Genomic DNA, 19,163 nt, shown 5'->3' on the forward strand with positions numbered 1-19,163 from the left:
GCCGGAGGGCAAATTGGACAAAATTTTCGTCGACGAAGCAGTGAATGAACTGCACACCATTCAGGATATGCTGCGCTGGGCGGTGAGCCGCTTCAATGCCGCCAATATCTACTATGGTCACGGAACTGATAATCCGTGGGACGAAGCGGTGCAATTGGTGCTGCCAACCCTGTTCCTGCCGCTGGACATTCCAGAGGACATGCACACCGCACGTTTGACCTCCAGCGAGCGCCATCGCATCGTTGAACGCGTGATTCGCCGCGTCAACGAGCGCATTCCGGTAGCTTACCTGACCAATAAAGCCTGGTTCTGCGGCATGGAGTTCTATGTCGATGAACGTGTGCTGGTGCCGCGTTCGCCGATTGGCGAACTGATCAACGATCACTTCAGCGCGCTGATCCCGCACCCACCGCGCCACATTCTGGACATGTGCACCGGCAGCGGCTGCATCGCCATCGCCTGCGGTTACGCTTTCCCGGAAGCGGAAGTGGATGCGGTGGATATCTCCAGCGACGTGCTGGCGGTGACCGAGCGCAATATTCAGGCGCATGGCGTCGAGCATCAGGTTATCCCGATCCGCTCCGATCTGTTCCGCGACGTTCCCGCGATCCAGTACGATCTGATCGTCACCAACCCACCGTATGTGGATGCGGAAGACATGTCCGATCTGCCGCAGGAGTTCCGCTTTGAACCGGAACTGGGCCTGGCGGCGGGCAGCGACGGCCTGAAGCTGGTGCGCCGCATTCTGGCCTGCGCGCCGGATTACCTGAGCGACGACGGCGTGCTGATTTGTGAAGTGGGCAACAGCATGGTACATCTGATGGAACAATATCCGGATATTCCGTTCACCTGGCTGGAGTTTGACAACGGCGGTGACGGCGTATTCATGCTGACCAAACAGCAACTGGTCGATTGCAAAGAACACTTCAGCATCTACCGCAGCTAAGACTTCTTCGGGCCTGTTCTGACGGGCCCACAAAGATAATCATTAACGGTAAGGAGCCGTGATGGCAGGAAACAGTATTGGGCAGATTTTCCGCGTCACCACATTTGGTGAATCTCACGGTGTGGCGCTGGGATGTATCGTAGACGGTGTACCGCCGGGTATCCCGCTTACCGAAGCCGATTTGCAGCACGATCTGGACCGCCGCCGTCCGGGGACTTCGCGCTATACCACTCAACGCCGCGAACCGGATCAGGTGCGCATTCTTTCCGGCGTGTTCGAAGGCGTGACGACCGGTACCAGCATCGGGCTGATGATTGAAAACACCGACCAGCGTTCGCAGGACTACGGCGCCATCAAAGATGTGTTCCGTCCGGGCCATGCAGATTACACCTACGAGCAGAAATACGGCGTACGCGATTACCGTGGCGGCGGCCGTTCTTCGGCGCGTGAAACCGCGATGCGCGTAGCGGCCGGGGCGATAGCCAAGAAATACCTGCAGCAGAAATTCGGCGTACAGGTGCGCGGCTATCTGGCGCAGATCGGCGACGTGGTCTGTGAACTGAAAGATTGGGATCAGGTCGAACAGAACCCGTTCTTCTGCCCGGATCCGGACAAGCTGGAAGCGCTGGACGAACTGATGCGCGCGCTGAAAAAAGAGGGCGACTCGATCGGTGCCAAGGTCAGCGTAGTTGCCGAAAATGTGCCGGTGGGCCTCGGTGAACCGGTGTTTGACCGCCTGGACGCCGATCTGGCGCATGCGTTAATGAGCATCAACGCGGTAAAAGGCGTGGAAATCGGCGACGGTTTTGCCGTGGTGACCAAGCGCGGTAGCGAAAACCGCGACGAAATTACGCCTGAAGGTTTCCAGAGCAACCATGCGGGCGGCATTCTCGGCGGTATCAGCAGCGGCCAACCGGTGGTCGCTCATCTGGCGTTGAAACCGACCTCCAGCATCATGGTGCCGGGCCGTACCATCAATCGCCAGGGCGAAGCGGTAGAAATGGTTACCCGTGGCCGTCACGATCCCTGCGTAGGCATTCGCGCGGTTCCGATCGCCGAAGCGATGATGGCGATTGTGCTGATGGATCACCTGCTGCGCCAGCGTGCGCAAAACGGTGATGTGGTTTCTAACGTTCCGCGCTGGTAATTGCGATGAAAAACTGGATGTTAGGCATCGTTGCCTTGATGGCGTCAGGTTCTGCCATGGCGTTGACGCCGTGGCAGAAAATCGGGAGCCCGGTGGCCGGTGCGCCACAGGCGATTGGCGGTTTTGCCAATGGTTGTATCGTCGGTGCCCAGCCGTTGCCGCTGAACTCACCGGATTATCAGGTGATGCGCCCCGATCAGCGCCGCTATTTCGGCCACCCCGATCTGCTGGCGTTCATTCAGCGCCTGAGCAGCAAAGCCAACCAAAAAGCGCTGGGCACGGTGCTGATCGGCGATATGGCGATGCCGGCCGGCGGGCGCTTTAGCAGCGGTCACGCCAGCCATCAGTCCGGGTTGGATGTCGACATCTGGCTGCAACTGCCGCGCCAGCGCTGGAGCGCGCAGCAACTGCTAAAACCGCAGCCGATCGATCTGGTTTCCGGCGACGGCAAACAGGTCGTGGCGCGTCAATGGCAACCGCAGATTGAATCTCTGATCAAAATGGCGGCGCAGGATGCGGAAGTGACGCGCATCTTCGTCAACCCGGCGATCAAGCAACGCCTGTGTCTGGATGCCGGCGCCGACCGCGACTGGTTGCACAAGGTGCGGCCGTGGTTCGGCCACCGCGCGCACATGCACGTGCGTCTGCGTTGTCCGGCAGGCAGCCTAGAGTGTCAAGAACAAGATACCCCGCCGCCGGGCGATGGTTGTGGGGCGGAGCTGGCGAGCTGGTTCGTGCCGCATCAACCCAGCGCCAAACCGGGCAAGCCGGTCCCACCGCCATTGCCGCCTTCCTGTCAGGCTTTGTTGGATAACCATTTCGCTGCGGAATAATAAATGGATTGGTTCGTCGTTGGCCCCGAGATGCTCGGGGTTTTGTTCGTGGTGGCGTTGCTGGCGGGTTTTATCGATTCCATTGCCGGAGGCGGCGGCTTGCTGACCGTGCCGGCACTGCTGGCGGTGGGTGTTTCCCCGGCGCAGGCGCTGGCAACCAACAAGTTGCAGTCGGTGGGCGGTTCGTTTTCCGCCAGCCTGTACTTTATCCGCCGGCGGGCGGTGGATCTTAACGATCAGAAACTGACGATCCTGCTGGCGCTGATCGGCTCCATCGCCGGGGCGATTCTGGTGCAGCATATGCGCGCCGATCTGCTGCGACAAATGCTGCCGCTGCTGGTGATTGGCATCGGCCTGTACTTTTTGCTGACCCCGCGTCTGGGGGAAAACGATCGGCAGCGCCGCCTGAGCGCGTTGCCGTTCGGGCTGGTGGCCGGTGGCTGCGTCGGTTTTTATGACGGCTTCTTCGGTCCTGGCGCCGGTTCGTTCTATGCGTTGGCCTACGTGACCTTGTGCGGCTTCAATCTGGCCAAATCCACCGCGCACGCCAAGGTGCTGAACTTCACCTCCAACGTTGGCGGCCTGACGTTTTTTATCATCGGCGGCAAAGTGGTGTGGGGCATTGGCCTGGTGATGCTGATAGGGCAGGTGCTCGGCGCACGCCTGGGCGCACATATGGTGATGACCCGCGGGCAGAAGCTGATTCGGCCCATGATCGTCATCGTCTCGCTGGTGATGAGTTGCAAACTGTTGTACGACAACCACGGCGCGGAAATTCAGCAGTGGCTGGCGCTGCATATTTAGCATGCCGAGAGAGCACTAAAGTGGAATAATTACCACTTTATTTTTGTGGTTATAGAGTTTTTATTTATGTCAGACACACAGACTACCCATCAATACGAGCAGCTGATTGATATATTTAATCAATGCTTTAGCGAAGACTACAACACGCGGTTGGTCAAGGGCGATGATGAGCCGATTTACCTGCCGGCCGACGATGAACTGCCGTACCACCGCATCGTTTTTGCCCATGGCTTTTACGCCAGCGGCCTGCATGAGATCTCGCACTGGTGCATTGCCGGTGAAGAACGACGCAAATTGGTGGATTTCGGCTACTGGTATTGCCCGGATGGGCGCGATGCGCAAACGCAAAGCGAATTCGAAGCGGTAGAAATCAAACCGCAGGCGCTGGAGTGGATGTTTTGCATGGCCGCCGGTTTCCCGTTCAACGTCAGCTGCGACAACCTGAACGGCGACTGCGAGCCGGATCGTATCGCCTTCCAGCGCAAGGTGCGCGACCGGGTGCTGTCACTGCTGGAACAGGGAATACCCACAAGACCCGCGCGCTTTATTCAGGCGTTACAATCGTTCTACAATACGCCCCCGCTGGCCGCCGGGCATTTTCCCTATCCGGAAGATTTCTGTTAACGCCACAGCTTGCTATTTAAAGAGGAAATTTGATGATCGCAGAATTTGAAGCGCGCATTCTGGCGCTGATTGATGACATGGTAGAGCACGCCAGCGATGATGAACTGTTTGCCGGTGGCTACCTGCGCGGTCATCTGACGCTGGCGGTGGCAGAGGCGGAAGAGCACGGCGAGCACACCGCCGAAGCGCTGAAAGCGCGGGTGGAAAACAGTCTGCACAAAGCCATCACCGCCGGTGAGTTGTCGCCGCCGGACCAGATTTTGGTGCGCGGCATGTGGGAAAATCTGTACCAGACCGCACTGCCGACCGCCTGATGCCCATCACAGGGCGCTTCAAAAGCGCCCTGTAACGTCTGCATTAAACCGCGCGCCCCTTTAGCAATTTCCTCACCCACATCCGGTTCGGATTCAACGCCGCCAGCATCTCCGCGTCGCCCGGCAAGGGTTCGCCAAACAGCTGCGCCGCCAGGATCTCTGCCGCCAGCGGTGCCGAACACAGCCCGCGTGAACCCAGGGCACCAAGAACAAACAGGTTGGGATAAAGCGGGGCGTCTGCCACGGTTTCGCCAAGCTGACGGCGGCGTTGCAAATCCTGATACTGCTTCAGCGTGGCCTGATAGTCCGGCACTGCGCCAATCATCGGCAGGTGATCGCGGGTAGCGCTGCGCACGCCGCAGCGGGCATGGTGCGCGCTGACGTCCACCTCTCGTGGCCATGCTTGTTCCGGCAGGCAGCGCAACAGACGCGCTCGGTTATCCTGCTGCTCTTCCTCGCGGTATTCAGTGGCGGTATCGCCGCGCTGGTAACTGGCGCCGATACAGTGCTGTTGATTATGAGCATTGACCGGCGTCAGATAGCCGTCGTAACACAGCACCTGCTTCAATTCGCTCAGCGCCGGGGTGGTAGGAATATGGGAAACCTGGCCGCGTACCGCGTATACCGGCAGCGCTTCACTTTGCGCCAGCTCGGAAAGGCGGTGGCCATTGGCCAGAATGACCGTGGCATGCCGGCGGGTTTCGCCATTGCCGAAGCCGAGCTGCCAATTGCCGTCTGTGTGTATGAGGTTGTTTACGTCGTACTCGTAATGGCAACGCATCCCCTGACGTTGCGCCAACGCAATGGCGCCCCGCGTCAGCTCCGCCGGGCATAGCCAACCGCCTTGCGGGTAGCTGATGCCGCCGAAACCGCTGTCTACGCCGCACAGCGCGCTGAGCGTGGCGCGATCGGCCGGTGCCGCCAGCGCCGAAGGCCATTCAACCGCCACTATATTGGCAATTTTCCCGGCACTCTTCTCATCAAAGGCCAACTGGCTGACGCCGCACCATTGATGATCGAATGCCACGTCCTGTTGCAACAGCGCATCGTACAGTCGACGGGCAAACGGGAAGGCGGCGCTGAAAAAGGTTTCCAGCGCGTCACCGCGGCCGTTCAGCAACGGATAGAGCGCGCCCTGACGGTTGCCCGATGCGCCTTCGGCCGGTTGCGGATCGGCGCAGTATAACGTCACTTTCGCGCCACGGCGCAGCAGGGCGAGGGCGGTAAGCGCGCTGGCGACGCCGCCGCCGATGATAGCGATATCGTCAGTGTTTTCCGCCGCCGGGCGCAGGAACCAGGGCGAGGGATGCGGCAAGGCTGGCGCATTGGCGGGTAACTCGCCGATCAGCATTTCGCGTTTCTGACCGAAACCTTTGCTCTTTGCTACCTCAAAACCCGCCTGTTGCAACCCGCGCCGTACAAAACCTGCGGCGGTAAAAGTGGCTAAGGTGCCTCCCGGCCGGGCGAAACGCGCCATGGCGGCGAACAGCTGCTCAGTCCACATATCCGGGTTTTTCGCCGGCGCAAAGCCATCGAGGAACCAGGCGTCGACCTGGTGATTCATGCTGGGGTCAAAGTGCGGCAGCAGCGCGTTGACGTCGCCGAACCACAGATCCAGCGTAATGCGGCCCTGAGCCAGCAGCAGGCGGTGGCAGCCCGGCAACGGCAGCGGCCACTGAGCGCGGAGCTCATCGGCATAGGGGGCCAGTTCCGGCCAGCGTGCGTGCGCGGCCGCCAGATCGGCGTGCAACAGCGGGAATTTTTCAAAACTGATGAAATGCAGCCGTTGCAGCGGGGCATCTTGCATTGCAGCACGAAAACCGGCAAACGCCTGCCAAAGGGTTAAAAAGTTGAGCCCGGTGCCAAAGCCGGTTTCCGCGACGATAAACAGTGGGCGCGGGTGCTCGCTAAAACGCTGCGGCAGCCGGTTGCCCTTGAGAAATACGTAACGGGTTTCTTCCAGCCCATCCTGATTAGAAAAGTAGACGTCATCAAACTGTTTCGAAACAGGTGTACCCTGTTCGTTCCAGGATAACGCTGCGGTTTGGATCGGGGCGTGGTTCACGGTTAGTTGCTCGTAACTCAAGGGGTGACGGGATTCTAACGGGGCTAGCGAAATGGCGCAAACTGGATAAGAATAAAGCTGAAAAACGCTGATCGGACTTGTTCGGCGTACATCTGTACGCTAAAGTGCGATGCAAAATCCCGAATGTAAAATTGTGGAAGAGGTACTGAATGAAACGTGCAGTGATTACTGGCCTGGGAATCGTCTCCAGCATTGGTAACAACCAGCAGGAGGTCCTGGCGAGCCTGCAGGAAGGACGTTCTGGGATCACTTTCTCCCAGGAGCTGAAAGATTCCGGCATGCGTAGTCACGTATGGGGCGATGTTAAACTGGACACTACCGGTCTGATCGACCGTAAAGTGATGCGTTTTATGAGCGACGCGTCCGTTTATGCCTATCTTTCCATGGAAGAAGCCATCAAGGATTCCGGTCTGGCTGCCGATCAGGTTTCCAACGATCGCACCGGTCTGGTGGTTGGCTCTGGTGGCGGCTCTCCGCGCAACCAGGTTGCCGGTTCCGACGGCATGCGCGCCAAAGGCCTGCGCGGCGTTGGTCCTTACATGGTGACCAAGGCCATGGCTTCAGGCGTTTCCGCTTGCCTGGCAACCCCGTTCAAAATTCGTGGCGTTAACTACTCCATCAGCTCTGCCTGCGCAACCTCTGCACACTGCATCGGTCACGCGGTGGAATTGATCCAACTGGGCAAGCAGGACGTGGTCTTTGCCGGCGGCGGTGAAGAACTGTGCTGGGAAATGGCCTGTGAGTTCGATGCGATGGGCGCACTGTCCACCAGCTACAATGAAACCCCTGAAAAAGCGTCCCGTACTTACGACTCTGCGCGTGACGGTTTCGTCATCGCCGGTGGCGGCGGTATGGTGGTGGTTGAAGAGCTGGAACACGCTCTGGCGCGCGGCGCGCACATCTATGCGGAAATCATCGGCTACGGTGCGACTTCCGACGGTGCTGACATGGTAGCGCCTTCGGGCGAAGGCGCAGTGCGCTGCATGAAGATGGCGCTGCAAGGCGTTGATACCCCAATCGATTACATGAACGTGCACGGCACCTCCACGCCGGTGGGCGACGTGAAAGAGCTGGGTGCCATTCGCGAAGTGTTTGGCGACAACACCCCGGCTATCTCTTCCACCAAGGCCATGACCGGTCACTCTCTGGGTGCCGCGGGCGTGCAGGAAGCGATCTACAGCCTGCTGATGGTTGAGCACGGCTTTATCGCGCCGAGCATCAACATCGATAATCTGGATGAGAAAGCCGCTGGCATGAACATCGTGACTCAGCCGACCAAACGCGAGCTGACCACCGTGATGTCCAACAGCTTCGGTTTCGGCGGCACCAACGCCACGCTGGTCATGCGTAAGCTGCAAAAGTAATTTAGCCGTAATCCATGCCAGTTGATCAAGCCCGCTTTGCTGCGGGCTTTTTACTGCCTGTCGCTGCCCGTTCAGAGTTATCCCAAATTACATCTTTTGACGGATCATTAACGCCTCGTTCAGCCTTTTACGCATACAATAGCCCGATAACGCGATTATCACTCGGCGTAGCGTTTTCAGAGTGATCGAACCTTGAGGCATGAGTATGAAAAAGTTAATTGCGGTTGGGTTGCTGTCAGTGTTTCTGGCGGGGTGCGCGACTGAGTCACCTTGTGTCCCGGTTTATGACGATCAGGGGCGTTTGGTGCACACCAACACCTGCATGAAGGGCACGACGCAGGATAATTGGGAAACCGCGGGCGCTATCGCCGGTGGTGCGGCGGCGGTTGCCGGCCTGACGCTGGGTATTATCGCGTTAACCAAATAATCGCCTGTCGGTGAATGTCCCCGCAAAAAGCTCAGCCATTGCTGGGCTTTTTCTTTGGGCGATGAGCCGCCAGTTGATTGAAGTCATGGTATTTTTATTTCTGGTGCGCTGACGAATACCGCTTTGTCAGCGGGTGTAAATTCCATTCCTGCTCCTGCCCTGGGTCGATATACTCCCGCTATCTCATCCGTTGGAATGATCTGATGTCGGCTTTGACGTCCATATCCTTATCCATGCACCGTCTGCGCTTCGCTAAAAAGCGGGCCTGTGCATGGTTATGGGTCGTCAGCTGGCTGTTGTTGAATACCCAGCTGGCGCTGGCCAGCCATAACTGCAACCTGCAGTTCAGCGGCGAAGCGCCGATGGCACAGCATATGATGCATATGCAAAACAGCGTGCCGTCGCAGCAGCAGATACAGGCCCAAGAGCCGCTATGCGAGAAACACTGCGTACCTGAGTCAGCCCAACAGGATCACACCAACCTGACGTTAGCTGCTTTGCCCACCAGCGGCGAATTGGCCGTCATTACGCCTTTCCCGTCACGTTCTACCTCGTCCAATACCTGGCAAACGCCGCCAATAACAGGCCCGCCGGCAGAGATTGTTTTCTGCCGGTTCCGTGAATAGCTCTGACAACCGCTTTGCCGTCCCCGACGGTTTTCCGCGTTTGTTAACTATTTTATGGAGTACCCGTTATGCGTAATGTATTTGTCGTCGTAGTGTTCACCCTTTTTTTTGCCTTTACCGCCAGCGCTGCCGATAGGGCGATGCAGGATCCTGCCGCCAAACCGACCGTCGAAATCCACAGTCAGGGCATCATCAAAGCCTGGGATGTGCGGAAGGTGTCCATCGCTCACCAGGCCATTCCTGCGCTTGATTGGCCGCCAATGACCATGAGTTTCCTGCTCCCACCAGCGCCTTCCTTCGCCGCATTGCCGGTGGGTACCGCGGTTGACTTCAGCTTTCTGCCGATCGACGGCGGTTACCGGCTGATCGCTGTCGCTGCCGCTCGGCAATAACGGAGGCACCATGACCATTATCATTTCTCACCCTCTACGGGTGGGCTGGCTGCTGCTCGCCTGTTGGGCACCGGTTTCTCAGGCGGCGGAACTGACCTTACAGCAGTCGCTGACGGCGGCGGAAGGTTATTCTGCGGAACTGTCCGCCAATCGGCATCAGGTGAACGCCTTGCAGAACATGGCGGATTCGGCGATGCAGTTGCCCGATCCCAAGCTGAAGTTCGGTATTGAAAATGTGCCGGTGCAGGGCGGTAACGCCCAGCGTTTTACCCGCGAAGGCATGACCATGGGGCGAATCGGCATCATGCAGGATTACGTCAGCGGCACCAAACGTCAGCGTAAAGCGGACACCTTGCGTGCCGAAGCCAGCCAGACAGATGCAGGCAGCGCCACCCTTCGCGCTCGTCTACAGCAACAAACTGCGCAGGCGTGGCTGGCGCTGGCGTTGAGCCGACAAACCTTGAGTGATGCCTCAGCGCTGGTGGCGGAGAGTGAACGTCAGATCGCCACTCAGCATGCTGCCGTGGCCGGCGGTGGAACGTCTGCGAGCGGCGTACTGGACGCCAGGCTGACGCTGCTGAGCATGCAGGATCGCATCAGCGAGGCGCAGCGTGACGTTGCTGTCGCGCAGGCACGCCTGGCGCAACTGACCGGCCTGTCTGCAACGGATACTGCTGGGGCGATGCCGCGCTTTGAGCGTTTACCGGCCGACAGCGACGTATTGCGGCAGGCCATCAGGCAGCATCCCGAAGTGCTGCAAGCCAGCCGCGAGGCTGACGTTGCCAAAGCGCGCTCGGCTCAATCAGCGGTGGCGGCAATACCGGATGTCGGTGTTGAGGTGTATTACGGCAAGCGCGCCGACGATTACGAGGATCTGGCCGGGGTGATGTTTACCGTCGATTTGCCGTTGTTCCGCGCACAGCGGCAGGACAAGGACTATGCCGCCGATGTTTCCCGCAGCATGGAGGCCAACGATCGGGTGACGCTGTTGATCCGCGACCATCAGGCACAGCTCGATACGCTGTTGGCGCAGTATCAGGCAGCGCAGGCGCAGTGGCAGCGCCAGCAACGTCAGGTCATTCCCCTGCAGCAACAGCGAGTGAGCCTGTTGTTAGCGCAATATCGCAGCGGTAAAAACGACCTGTCTGCGGTGCTGGAAGCGCGGCGGGCGCTGCTCGACAGCCGCCTCAGCGCCGGTAAGGCCGCCAGGGAACTGGCGCAGATTTGGGCCGCCATTCGCTATCTCACCCCTCAGGAATCGATGCAATGAAAATACAATTCAAGCTGGCGCTGTTAGCGGCGCTGTTAGCGGCGCTGATCGGCAGTGGGCTGGCGGGATACTGGTTTGGCGCAGCGGGGGGAGACGCGCCCGCGCCGGCCGCCAAGAGTGAGCGACAGGTGCTTTATTGGTACGACCCGATGATGCCGGGACAGCGTTTTGACAAACCGGGTAAATCGCCTTTTATGGATATGCAACTGGTGCCGCGCTATGCCGATGAGGCAGAGCCCGAGGGCGGCGTGACCATCAGCGCCCGCCAACAGCAGAACCTGGGCGTTCGCACCGAAGCTGCGCAATTGCGCCAACTGGAGCCGCAACTGAGCGCTTTCGGCAGCGTCGCGACCGATGAACGTGGAGTTCAGATTATCGCTGCCCGCGCCAACGGGCTGGTGGAAAAACTCTACGTGCGTGCCAGCCAGCAACAGGTGAAAAAGGGCGAAGCCTTGGCGCAGCTGTGGATCCCCGACTGGAGTGCGGCGCAGCAGGAGTATCTGGCGGTACGCCAACTGGGAGACACCGCGTTAAGCGCCGCTGCACGCCAGCGGTTGCAACTGCTGTTTATGCCCGAGGGGGTGATTCGGCAGGTGGAGCGCACGGGTAAACCCGAGCCGCGCGTCAAGATCACGGCACCGGGAAATGGGTTTGTGAATAAGCTCAGCATTCTGGAAGGCGCTCAGGTCACCGCCGCGCAGGGGCTGTTTGAGATAGCCAGCCTTGATCCGGTGTGGATCGTTGCCGATTATCCGCAGGCGCAGGCCGGATTGCTGAAAGTGGGCGATAAGGTGCAGGCCGCCTCCGCCAGTTGGCCTGGTGAAAGATTTGAAGGCGAGGTGAGCGAACTGCTGGCCAATGTCGATCCGCTGACCCGAACCTTCAAAGCGCGCATCCTGCTGAAAAATCCGCAGCAAAAACTTCGGCCGGGCATGTACCTGCAACTCACGCTGTCGCACAGTACCCTCGGTCAGCCGGTGTTGGCGATACCGCAGGAGGCGCTGATCGGCAGCGGCGATCGCAATAGGGTGTTGCTCGCCGAAGGCAATGGGCATTTCACGCCGGTTGAGGTGGTGGCCGGGCGTGCACAGGATGGCTGGGTGGAAATCAAACGCGGGCTGAGCGTCGGGCAACAAGTGGTGACCTCCGGCCAGTTCCTGATCGACTCCGAAGCCAACATGCGCAGCGCCCTGCCGCAGATGGCGGCGCAAACTGAGCTGAAACAGTACCAGGCCGAGGGGGTGGTCGATGCCGTAAGCGAGAGCGCCATAACGCTGTCCCACGGCCCCGTGCCGGAGCTGCAGTGGCCGGCGATGACCATGGATTTTGCCCTGCCGTCGGCGGGGTTGCCGGCCGGCATCAAGCCTGGCGACAGGGTGAAAATCGATTTTACCGTTGATGACCAAGGTTCGCATATCAGTCAGATTGTGCTGACGGGCGCTGCGCATGGGGGCCATTTATGATTGCTTTCGTGATCCGTTGGTCGTTGCGCAACCGGCTATTGGTGCTGCTGGCTTCGGTGTTGTTGGCTGGATGGGGCGTTTGGGCATTGCAGAAAGCGCCGCTGGATGCATTGCCGGACCTGTCTGACGTACAGGTGATTGTCCGTGCCTCTTACCCCGGTAAGGCACCGCAAGTGATTGAAGATCAGGTTACCTATCCGCTGACCACCACGCTACTTACGGTGCCGGGAGCCAAAACGGTGCGTGGTTTTTCCATGTTTGGCGACGCTTACGTCTACGTGCTGTTTGAGGATGGCACCGATCTTTACTGGGCACGCTCGCGGGTGTTGGAGGCGCTGAGCCAGGTGCAATCCTCGCTGCCGGCGCAGGTGAAGGTGGCTCTGGGGCCGGACGCCACCGGTGTCGGCTGGGTTTACGAATATGCTCTGGTGGATAAAAGCGGGAAACATAGCCTGGCCGACTTGCGCGCGCTACAAGACTGGACGCTGAAATTTGAACTGAAAACCGTCCCTAACGTGGCTGAAGTGGCCAGCGTCGGCGGTATGGTTCGTCAGTATCAGGTGGTACTGGACCCGCCAAGCCTGCGCGCGCTGAATATCACGCATCAACAGGTGGTGAGTGCCATTCAGGATGCCAACCAGGAAGGCGGCGGCGCAGTGCTGGAGATGGGAGAAGCGGAATATATGGTGCGGACCTCGGGCTACCTGAAAAAGCGGAGTGACTTTGCCAACGTGGTGATTACCGTGCGTGACGGCGTGCCGATCCTGCTTTCGCAAGTGGCGACGTTGCGCGAAGGGCCGGAGATCCGCCGTGGTGTGGCTGAGCTGAACGGCGAGGGCGAAGTGGCGGGCGGCATCGTAGTGATGCGCTACGGTAAAAATGCGCTGGAGACCATTAACGCGCTGAAGGTGAAGCTGCAGGAAGTTCAGCAGACCTTACCGCCCGGTGTGGAAATTGTGACAGTGTACGACCGCTCCCAACTGATTGAACACGCGATTGAAACCTTGTCCCACAAGCTCCTTGAGGAGTTTATCGTGGTGGCCTTGGTGTGCACGCTGTTCCTGTTCCATTTCCGCTCGGCGCTGGTGGCGATGATCACGCTGCCGCTGGGCATTCTGGGTGCTTTTGTGGTCATGCATTATCAGGGCGTCAACGCCAATATCATGTCGCTGGGCGGGATAGCTATCGCGATTGGTGCCATGGTGGACGCGGCTATCGTCATGATTGAGAACATGCATAAGGTGCTGGAGCAGTGGCGGCAACGCCATCCCGGGCAGCAGCCGACGTCAACGGATTATTGGCGCATTTCAGAGCAGGCGGCGGTGGAAGTGGGGCCGGCGCTGTTTTGCAGTTTGCTGATTATCACGCTGTCCTTCATTCCGGTGTTCACCCTGCAGGCGCAGGAAGGGCGGATGTTCTCCCCGCTGGCCTACACCAAAACCTATGCCATGGCGGTGGCCGCCGGCCTGGGCATTACGCTGGTGCCGGTGCTGATGGGCTACTTTATTCGTGGCCGTATTCCCGACGAGCATGCCAACCCGATTAACCGCTGGCTGATTCGGCTGTACCAACCGGTGTTGGCGGCGGTGTTGGCGCGGCCGAAAACTACGCTCGGGGTTTCGTGCTTATTGCTGTTATTGACGGCATATCCGCTTAGCCGATTGGGCAGCGAGTTTATGCCGCAGCTTGACGAAGGCGATCTGCTTTATATGCCATCGTCATTACCGGGCATGTCGGCGCGTGAGGCGAGCAGGTTGCTGCAACTGACCGACCGGCTGATCAAAACCGTGCCGGAAGTGGCGACGGTATTCGGCAAGGCGGGGCGGGCGGAGAGCGCGACCGATCCCGCGCCGTTGACCATGCTGGAAACCACCCTTCGCTTCAAGCCGCGTGACCAGTGGCGGCCAGGTATGACCATGGACAAATTGGTGGCGGAGCTGGACGCGGTGGTCAAGGTACCGGGCATTGCCAATGTTTGGGTTCCGCCGATCCGTAATCGGTTGGACATGTTGGCCACCGGGATAAAAAGCCCGGTTGGCATCAAGGTGAATGGCAATAACATGGCCGACATAGAGCGGATTTCCGGGCAGATTGAGCAGGTGGTAAAACAGGTGCCGGGTGTCACCTCGGCGCTGGCGGAGCGCATTACCGGCGGCCGTTACGTGGACATTGACATCGATCGCCAACGCGCCGCACGCTACGGCGTTTCGGTGAAAGAGCTGCAATCCATGGTGGCGACCTTGGTGGGGGGGGAGAACATTGGCGAAACCGTCGAAGGCCGGGCGCGTTATCCGATCAATGTGCGCTACCCGCGTGAGGTGCGCGATTCGGTGCAGCAACTGCAGGCGTTGCCGGTGTTGACCGCCGGCGGTGGTCAGGTGCCATTGTCGATGTTGGCGGACATTAGTGTCACGGAAGGGCCACCGATGCTGAAAAGTGAAAACGCGCGGCTCTCCAACTGGATTTATGTCGATCTGCGCGGACGGGATCTCAAATCGGCGGTGGAAGAGATGCAACGGGCGGTCGCGCAACAGGTTAAGCTGCCGGCGGGCGTGTCGCTGAGCTGGTCCGGGCAGTTTGAGTATCTGGAACGTGCCAGCGCCCAATTGAAAATCGTACTGCCGGTGACGTTGGCGATCATTTTCGTGCTGCTGTTTGTTACCTTCAGCAGCGTGCGTGATGCGCTGTTGATCATGGCGACGCTGCCGTTTGCGCTCATAGGCGGCGTGTGGCTGCTGTATCTGCTGAACTACAACCTTTCGGTGGCCGGTGCGGTGGGCTTTATCGCACTGGCGGGGGTGGCGGCGGAATTTGGCGTGATCATGGTGTTGTACCTGAATCATGCGCTGGAAAAACACCGTCAGCCGGGGCAACCGCTCACCCGAAAACAGCTGATGGACGCCATCGCCGAGGGGGCGGTATTACGGGTGCGGCCAAAAGTGATGACCGTCGCCACCATCATGGCTGGGCTATTACCGATCATGTGGGGCAACGGTGCAGGCTCTGAAGTGATGCGCCGCATTGCGGCCCCGATGATTGGCGGGATGCTCAGTGCACCGTTGTTGTCGATGCTGGTCGTCCCGGTGGTGTACTTATTGTTGCATCGCAAAGGATGATGGCGCGGGGCGCAGTGTGCTGCGTCCCGCTTTTACGAAACGAAGACTACTTCGCCAGAAACGCTTTGAACTGCGGCGTCATCACGGCGCTGAAACCTTCATCGGTTTTGCTGATCAGGTACACTGCCAGCCCTTTTTCTTTCGCCAGCTTCAGCGCTTTTTCCGTCCCCAGCACCATCAACCCGGTATCCCAGCCGTCCGCTTCCAGCGCGGTTGACGCTATCACCGTGGCGGAGACCAGCCGGTGGGTGATGGGCCGGCCGGTAACGGGATCGATAACGTGCGAATAGCGCTGGCCATTCTGTTCGAAGTAGTTGCGATAGCTGCCGGCGGTACTGATGCCGTAGCCTTGCAGATCGACCAGCGCCTGCACCGCATTTTCCCTGTCGGTCGGTTTTTGGATCGCCACACGCCACGGCTTGCCCTGGCCGTTGACGCCGCGTGAGGACACCGCGCCGCCGACCGACACCAGATAGTTGGTGATACCGTTGCGCGCCATCAGTTTAACCAGCTGGTCAACGCCGTAGCCTTCACCCAGGGTCGAGAGATCGACATACATGTTCGGCAGATCTTTTTGCAGCCACTCCCCACGGCTGTCGCTGAGCAATTTGAGATGCTGCAGGCCAATATTTTTTTGCGCGGCTTCAATCTGCTGCTGCTGCGGTACCTTGACGGCGCGTTTGTCCGGGCCAAAACCCCACAGATTCACCAGTGGGCCGACGGTAATATCCATCGCACCCTGCGTATCGCGGCCGATGCGCTGGGCCGTCAGGATAATATCCGCCATCCCGCGCGGGATGGGTTGCGGGTCGGTACTATGCGATTGATTGAAGCGCGACAGCACCGACGCGGGGCGGTAGGTGGAAATATCATCGTTGGCCTGTTCGAGCAAGGCGTCGACCTGCTGTTGCAGCAACGGCTTGCTGATCTTGACGTCACCGCTGATTTTGACGCTGTAGAAGGTGCCCATGGTTTTGCCTTCGAGGTCGATCTGCGAACGGGTTTCCCGATCGTTACAGGCGGCAAGCAGGCTGAGCGCGGTGCTCAGCAACAGCCCTTTGGCGATAGCGTTGACCATGAAAAGTCCTTAGAAACGTAGAAAGGCGCTACAAATAAAGTAAAGCGCGGCAAATGAAAAGCGCAGAAAGGTAAAATAGCATTTTGCTGGCGTTGACGTCGCGCTTCCGCTAACGTCTGGCTCCTGATTCCAGATTGATTTTTGACGCGATGACCATGAGTTCAAACGCCGCTGCCCGGCTGATCCAACCGTTCCTGAAAGATCGTTTCCTGCATATCCTGCTGTTGGCCGGTGTGGTGATGGCCGCCCTAAACCCGCAGCAGTTGCCCGCACTAGCCGGTTTTATCGACTGGCGCACCATTATTACCCTGCTGGGGCTGATGCTGTTGACCAAGGGCGTTGAGGTCAGCGGCTATTTTGATTTTGTTGGCCGTAAAATCATCAACACGTTGCGCAGTGAACGGTGGCTGGCGCTGTTTTTGGTGTTTTCCGCCGCGCTGCTGTCTTCGTTCCTGACCAATGACGTGGCGCTGTTTATCGCCATTCCGTTGACCATTACGCTAAAAAAACTTTCCTCGCTGCCGATCAGTCGGCTGATTATCTTCCAGGCGCTGGCGGTCAACGCCGGCTCGCTGTTAACGCCGATCGGCAATCCGCAAAACATTCTGCTGTGGAGCAAGTCGTCGCTCTCTTTCCTGGGGTTTATCATTCAGATGGCGCCCTTTGGCGCGGCGATGATGGTCAGCCTGCTGGCCCTGACCTGGTTCAGCTTCCCGGCGCGGGATATCGTAAAGGCACCGCATACTGAGGGCTATCCCTATCAGCGGCCGCTGTTGCTGAGCTGCGTGGCACTGTACGCGATTTTTCTGCTGTGTCTGGATGTCGGCTTGCCGCTGTACGGCTTGTTGGCGGTGTTTGCCGGTTTCTTGCTATTGGCGCGCCGGGTGCTGTTGCAGATCGACTGGAGCCTGATTTTTGTCTTTATCGCCATGTTTATCGACGTCGGCTTGTTTACCCAATTGCAGGCGATTCAGCCCTGGTTCGCCGATATCGCCCGGCTTGGTGACGGCGGCATTTACGCATTGGGGATTGGGCTGTCGCAGATCATCAGCAATGTGCCGGCGACCATTTTGCTGCTCAACTACGTGCCTTCCAGCCAACTGGTGGCCTATGCGGTGAACGCCGGGGGCTTTGGGCTGGCGATTGGCTCGCTGGCGAACCTGATTGCGCTGCGCATGGCGGGGGAGCGCAAGATCTGGCTGAAATTCCATTACTACTCGCTGCCATTGCTGGCCTGGGGTGCGCTGCTCGGCTGGCTATTGGCCTGACACCGGCCGCGCTTTGCTGCGCGGCCAACGCTTTTCTAACCACGAGCCGCCAGCAAACAAATGCTGCGGGTCACCTGATAAGATTTCACAAAGGAACTGACCGGCAGAAACTCGAAACGCGAATGGAAATTGTGCGCGCCGGTGAAGTAGTTCGGCGTCACCACGCCACGGCTGGACAGCGCTGCGCCGTCAGTGCCGCCGCGCATCGGGATCACCTTCGGCGGAATGCCGTGTGCGGCGAGGGCGCCGAAAATCAGTTCGATGGCGCGCTTGTCTTCACCGATTGAATTGCTGATATTGCTGTAGATATCCGTAACGCTGCAGCTCACCCTGGCGCGCGGGTAGTTCGCCGCCACCTGCCGCACCACCTCCTGAATACGCGTTTTACGCGCATTGAAAGCAACCAGATCGAAATCGCGAATCGACACTTTTAGCGTGGCGAGATTGGCGTTGGCGGTGATGTCGTTGAACCAGAAATAGCCTTCGCGCCCCTCGGTATGTTCCGGGGTATCCAGGATATCGAACTGATTGATGATGTCGGTGGCGATGCGAATCGGGTTGATCAGCACGTTCTTTGCCGACATCGGGTGTGCAGTCACGCCCTCGATACGGATCTCCGCCGCCGCCGCATTGAAGTTTTCATAAACCACTTCGCCCAGTTCACAGCAGTCGATGGTGTAGGCGAAATCTACGTCAAAGCGCGCCAAATCCAGCGCTTTGGCACCGCGCAGACCGATCTCTTCATCCGGCACAAAGGCCACCACAATGTCGCCGTGGCGGTCTGTGGCGCTCAGGTTAGCCAGCAATGTCATCACGACAGTAACCGCCGCCTTGTTATCGGCGCCGAGCACGCTGGTGCCGTCGCTGAAAATAATGTCTTCGTTCGGATAGGCCTGGATCTCCGGATGTTCGGCGGTGCGCAGCCAAATGTCGTGCTCCGCGTTCAGGCAGAGATCCTGGCCGCTAAAGCGCAGGCGCTGCGGATGAATATGCGCCGACAGGCCGACGTCGACGGTATCGATATGGGTAATAAAACCGATGCGCGGCGCACCGGGTTGGTTGCCGGGTTTGCGGGCGGTCACGGTGGCGTGCTCGTCGATTTGCACGTCCTTCAGCCCCAGTTGGCGCAACTCGGCTGCCAGCAACTTTGCCATATCATGCTGGCCGGGCGTGCTGGGCAGGGCGTTGACGGCGGCATCGCTCTGGCTGGTGACCGCCAGATAACGAAAGAAACGTTCGGTAAGCTGTTCGGCAATGGCGCTGGTCATGCGGGTTCCTCTCGATAAGCTGTCTATCGGTTTTAATGCTAAATCAGCCGGTTGTCCATTGCTGCAATGCTTTCGCTGTCGGAATGCGAGACGCCGCGCAGAATAAAAAAATAGCGGCGCAACTAGGAAATAGTCGC

17 protein-coding genes are annotated in these 19,163 nt (G+C 59.0%); 14 read left to right on the forward strand and 3 right to left on the reverse strand.

Features of this window, described 5'->3' with window-relative positions:
• Positions 1 to 13 precede the first annotated feature (13 nt).
• From prmB to ACUTSW_RS13025, 6 genes are all read left to right on the forward strand, one after another.
• Entirely contained in the window at positions 14 to 946 is a 933-nt protein-coding gene (gene prmB / locus ACUTSW_RS13000) for a 50S ribosomal protein L3 N(5)-glutamine methyltransferase (RefSeq protein WP_006326964.1), read from the forward strand.
• A 61-nt stretch (positions 947 to 1,007) separates the two neighbouring features.
• Positions 1,008 to 2,093, forward strand: a complete 1,086-nt coding sequence (gene aroC, locus ACUTSW_RS13005) for a chorismate synthase (RefSeq protein WP_062868136.1) — start codon at positions 1,008 to 1,010, stop codon at positions 2,091 to 2,093.
• A 5-nt stretch (positions 2,094 to 2,098) separates the two neighbouring features.
• On the forward strand, positions 2,099 to 2,926 hold the full coding sequence (mepA, locus tag ACUTSW_RS13010; RefSeq protein ID WP_445584596.1) for a penicillin-insensitive murein endopeptidase: 828 nt from the start codon (positions 2,099 to 2,101) through the stop codon (positions 2,924 to 2,926).
• A 3-nt stretch (positions 2,927 to 2,929) separates the two neighbouring features.
• Positions 2,930 to 3,730, forward strand: coding sequence for a sulfite exporter TauE/SafE family protein (locus ACUTSW_RS13015; protein ID WP_330761017.1), 801 nt, complete (start codon positions 2,930 to 2,932; stop codon positions 3,728 to 3,730).
• Positions 3,731 to 3,796: 66 nt separating this feature from the next.
• Positions 3,797 to 4,354 carry an elongation factor P hydroxylase gene (locus ACUTSW_RS13020; RefSeq protein WP_062868134.1) on the forward strand — a complete coding sequence of 186 codons (558 nt, stop codon included), beginning with the start codon at positions 3,797 to 3,799 and terminating at the stop codon, positions 4,352 to 4,354.
• A gap of 32 nt (positions 4,355 to 4,386) precedes the next feature.
• A complete protein-coding gene (locus tag ACUTSW_RS13025) occupies positions 4,387 to 4,668 on the forward strand; it encodes a YfcL family protein (RefSeq protein WP_013813937.1) in 282 nt (93 codons plus the stop codon).
• Between the two features lie 43 nt (positions 4,669 to 4,711).
• On the opposite strand, the gene mnmC is transcribed toward ACUTSW_RS13025, so the two are convergent.
• A complete protein-coding gene (gene mnmC, locus ACUTSW_RS13030; RefSeq protein WP_445584597.1) occupies positions 4,712 to 6,733 on the reverse strand; it encodes a bifunctional tRNA (5-methylaminomethyl-2-thiouridine)(34)-methyltransferase MnmD/FAD-dependent 5-carboxymethylaminomethyl-2-thiouridine(34) oxidoreductase MnmC in 2,022 nt (673 codons plus the stop codon).
• A 170-nt stretch (positions 6,734 to 6,903) separates the two neighbouring features.
• On the opposite strand from mnmC, the gene fabB reads away from it, so the two are divergent.
• The 7 genes from fabB to ACUTSW_RS13065 all read left to right on the forward strand — a co-directional run bounded on the left by fabB (position 6,904) and on the right by ACUTSW_RS13065 (position 15,412).
• Positions 6,904 to 8,118, forward strand: coding sequence for a beta-ketoacyl-ACP synthase I (fabB, locus tag ACUTSW_RS13035; protein ID WP_062868132.1), 1,215 nt, complete (start codon positions 6,904 to 6,906; stop codon positions 8,116 to 8,118).
• A 205-nt stretch (positions 8,119 to 8,323) separates the two neighbouring features.
• The gene (locus ACUTSW_RS13040) at positions 8,324 to 8,545 is read left to right on the forward strand and encodes a hypothetical protein (RefSeq protein WP_004947462.1); all 222 of its coding nucleotides are present in this window, start codon (positions 8,324 to 8,326) and stop codon (positions 8,543 to 8,545) included.
• Between the two features lie 203 nt (positions 8,546 to 8,748).
• Positions 8,749 to 9,171, forward strand: a complete 423-nt coding sequence (locus ACUTSW_RS13045) for a hypothetical protein (RefSeq protein ID WP_063201297.1) — start codon at positions 8,749 to 8,751, stop codon at positions 9,169 to 9,171.
• 68 nt (positions 9,172 to 9,239) lie between these two features.
• Positions 9,240 to 9,563, forward strand: coding sequence for a copper-binding protein (locus ACUTSW_RS13050; protein WP_445584598.1), 324 nt, complete (start codon positions 9,240 to 9,242; stop codon positions 9,561 to 9,563).
• A 10-nt stretch (positions 9,564 to 9,573) separates the two neighbouring features.
• A complete protein-coding gene (locus tag ACUTSW_RS13055; RefSeq protein WP_445584599.1) occupies positions 9,574 to 10,833 on the forward strand; it encodes a TolC family protein in 1,260 nt (419 codons plus the stop codon).
• Positions 10,830 to 12,296 carry an efflux RND transporter periplasmic adaptor subunit gene (locus ACUTSW_RS13060; protein ID WP_445584600.1) on the forward strand — a complete coding sequence of 489 codons (1,467 nt, stop codon included), beginning with the start codon at positions 10,830 to 10,832 and terminating at the stop codon, positions 12,294 to 12,296. Before ACUTSW_RS13055 ends, ACUTSW_RS13060 begins: the two co-directional genes overlap by 4 nt.
• Positions 12,293 to 15,412 (forward strand): efflux RND transporter permease subunit, encoded by a 3,120-nt coding sequence (locus ACUTSW_RS13065; RefSeq protein WP_020439507.1) that lies wholly within the window; start codon positions 12,293 to 12,295, stop codon positions 15,410 to 15,412. The genes ACUTSW_RS13060 and ACUTSW_RS13065 overlap by 4 nt, the downstream gene beginning before the upstream one ends.
• 46 nt (positions 15,413 to 15,458) lie before the next feature.
• Here the strand turns inward: ACUTSW_RS13065 and apbE are convergent, their stop codons facing one another.
• Positions 15,459 to 16,490, reverse strand: a complete 1,032-nt coding sequence (gene apbE, locus ACUTSW_RS13070; RefSeq protein ID WP_445584601.1) for an FAD:protein FMN transferase ApbE — start codon at positions 16,488 to 16,490, stop codon at positions 15,459 to 15,461.
• A gap of 155 nt (positions 16,491 to 16,645) precedes the next feature.
• Between apbE and ACUTSW_RS13075 the strand changes: the two genes are divergently transcribed.
• Positions 16,646 to 17,758 carry an SLC13 family permease gene (locus tag ACUTSW_RS13075; protein ID WP_062869704.1) on the forward strand — a complete coding sequence of 371 codons (1,113 nt, stop codon included), beginning with the start codon at positions 16,646 to 16,648 and terminating at the stop codon, positions 17,756 to 17,758.
• Between the two features lie 35 nt (positions 17,759 to 17,793).
• Here ACUTSW_RS13075 and pepT read toward each other — a convergent pair whose 3' ends face one another.
• The gene (pepT, locus tag ACUTSW_RS13080; RefSeq protein WP_445584602.1) at positions 17,794 to 19,026 is read right to left on the reverse strand and encodes a peptidase T; all 1,233 of its coding nucleotides are present in this window, start codon (positions 19,024 to 19,026) and stop codon (positions 17,794 to 17,796) included.
• Between the last annotated feature and the right edge of the window lie 137 nt (positions 19,027 to 19,163).

The organism is Serratia sp. TSA_198.1, from assembly GCF_052686505.1.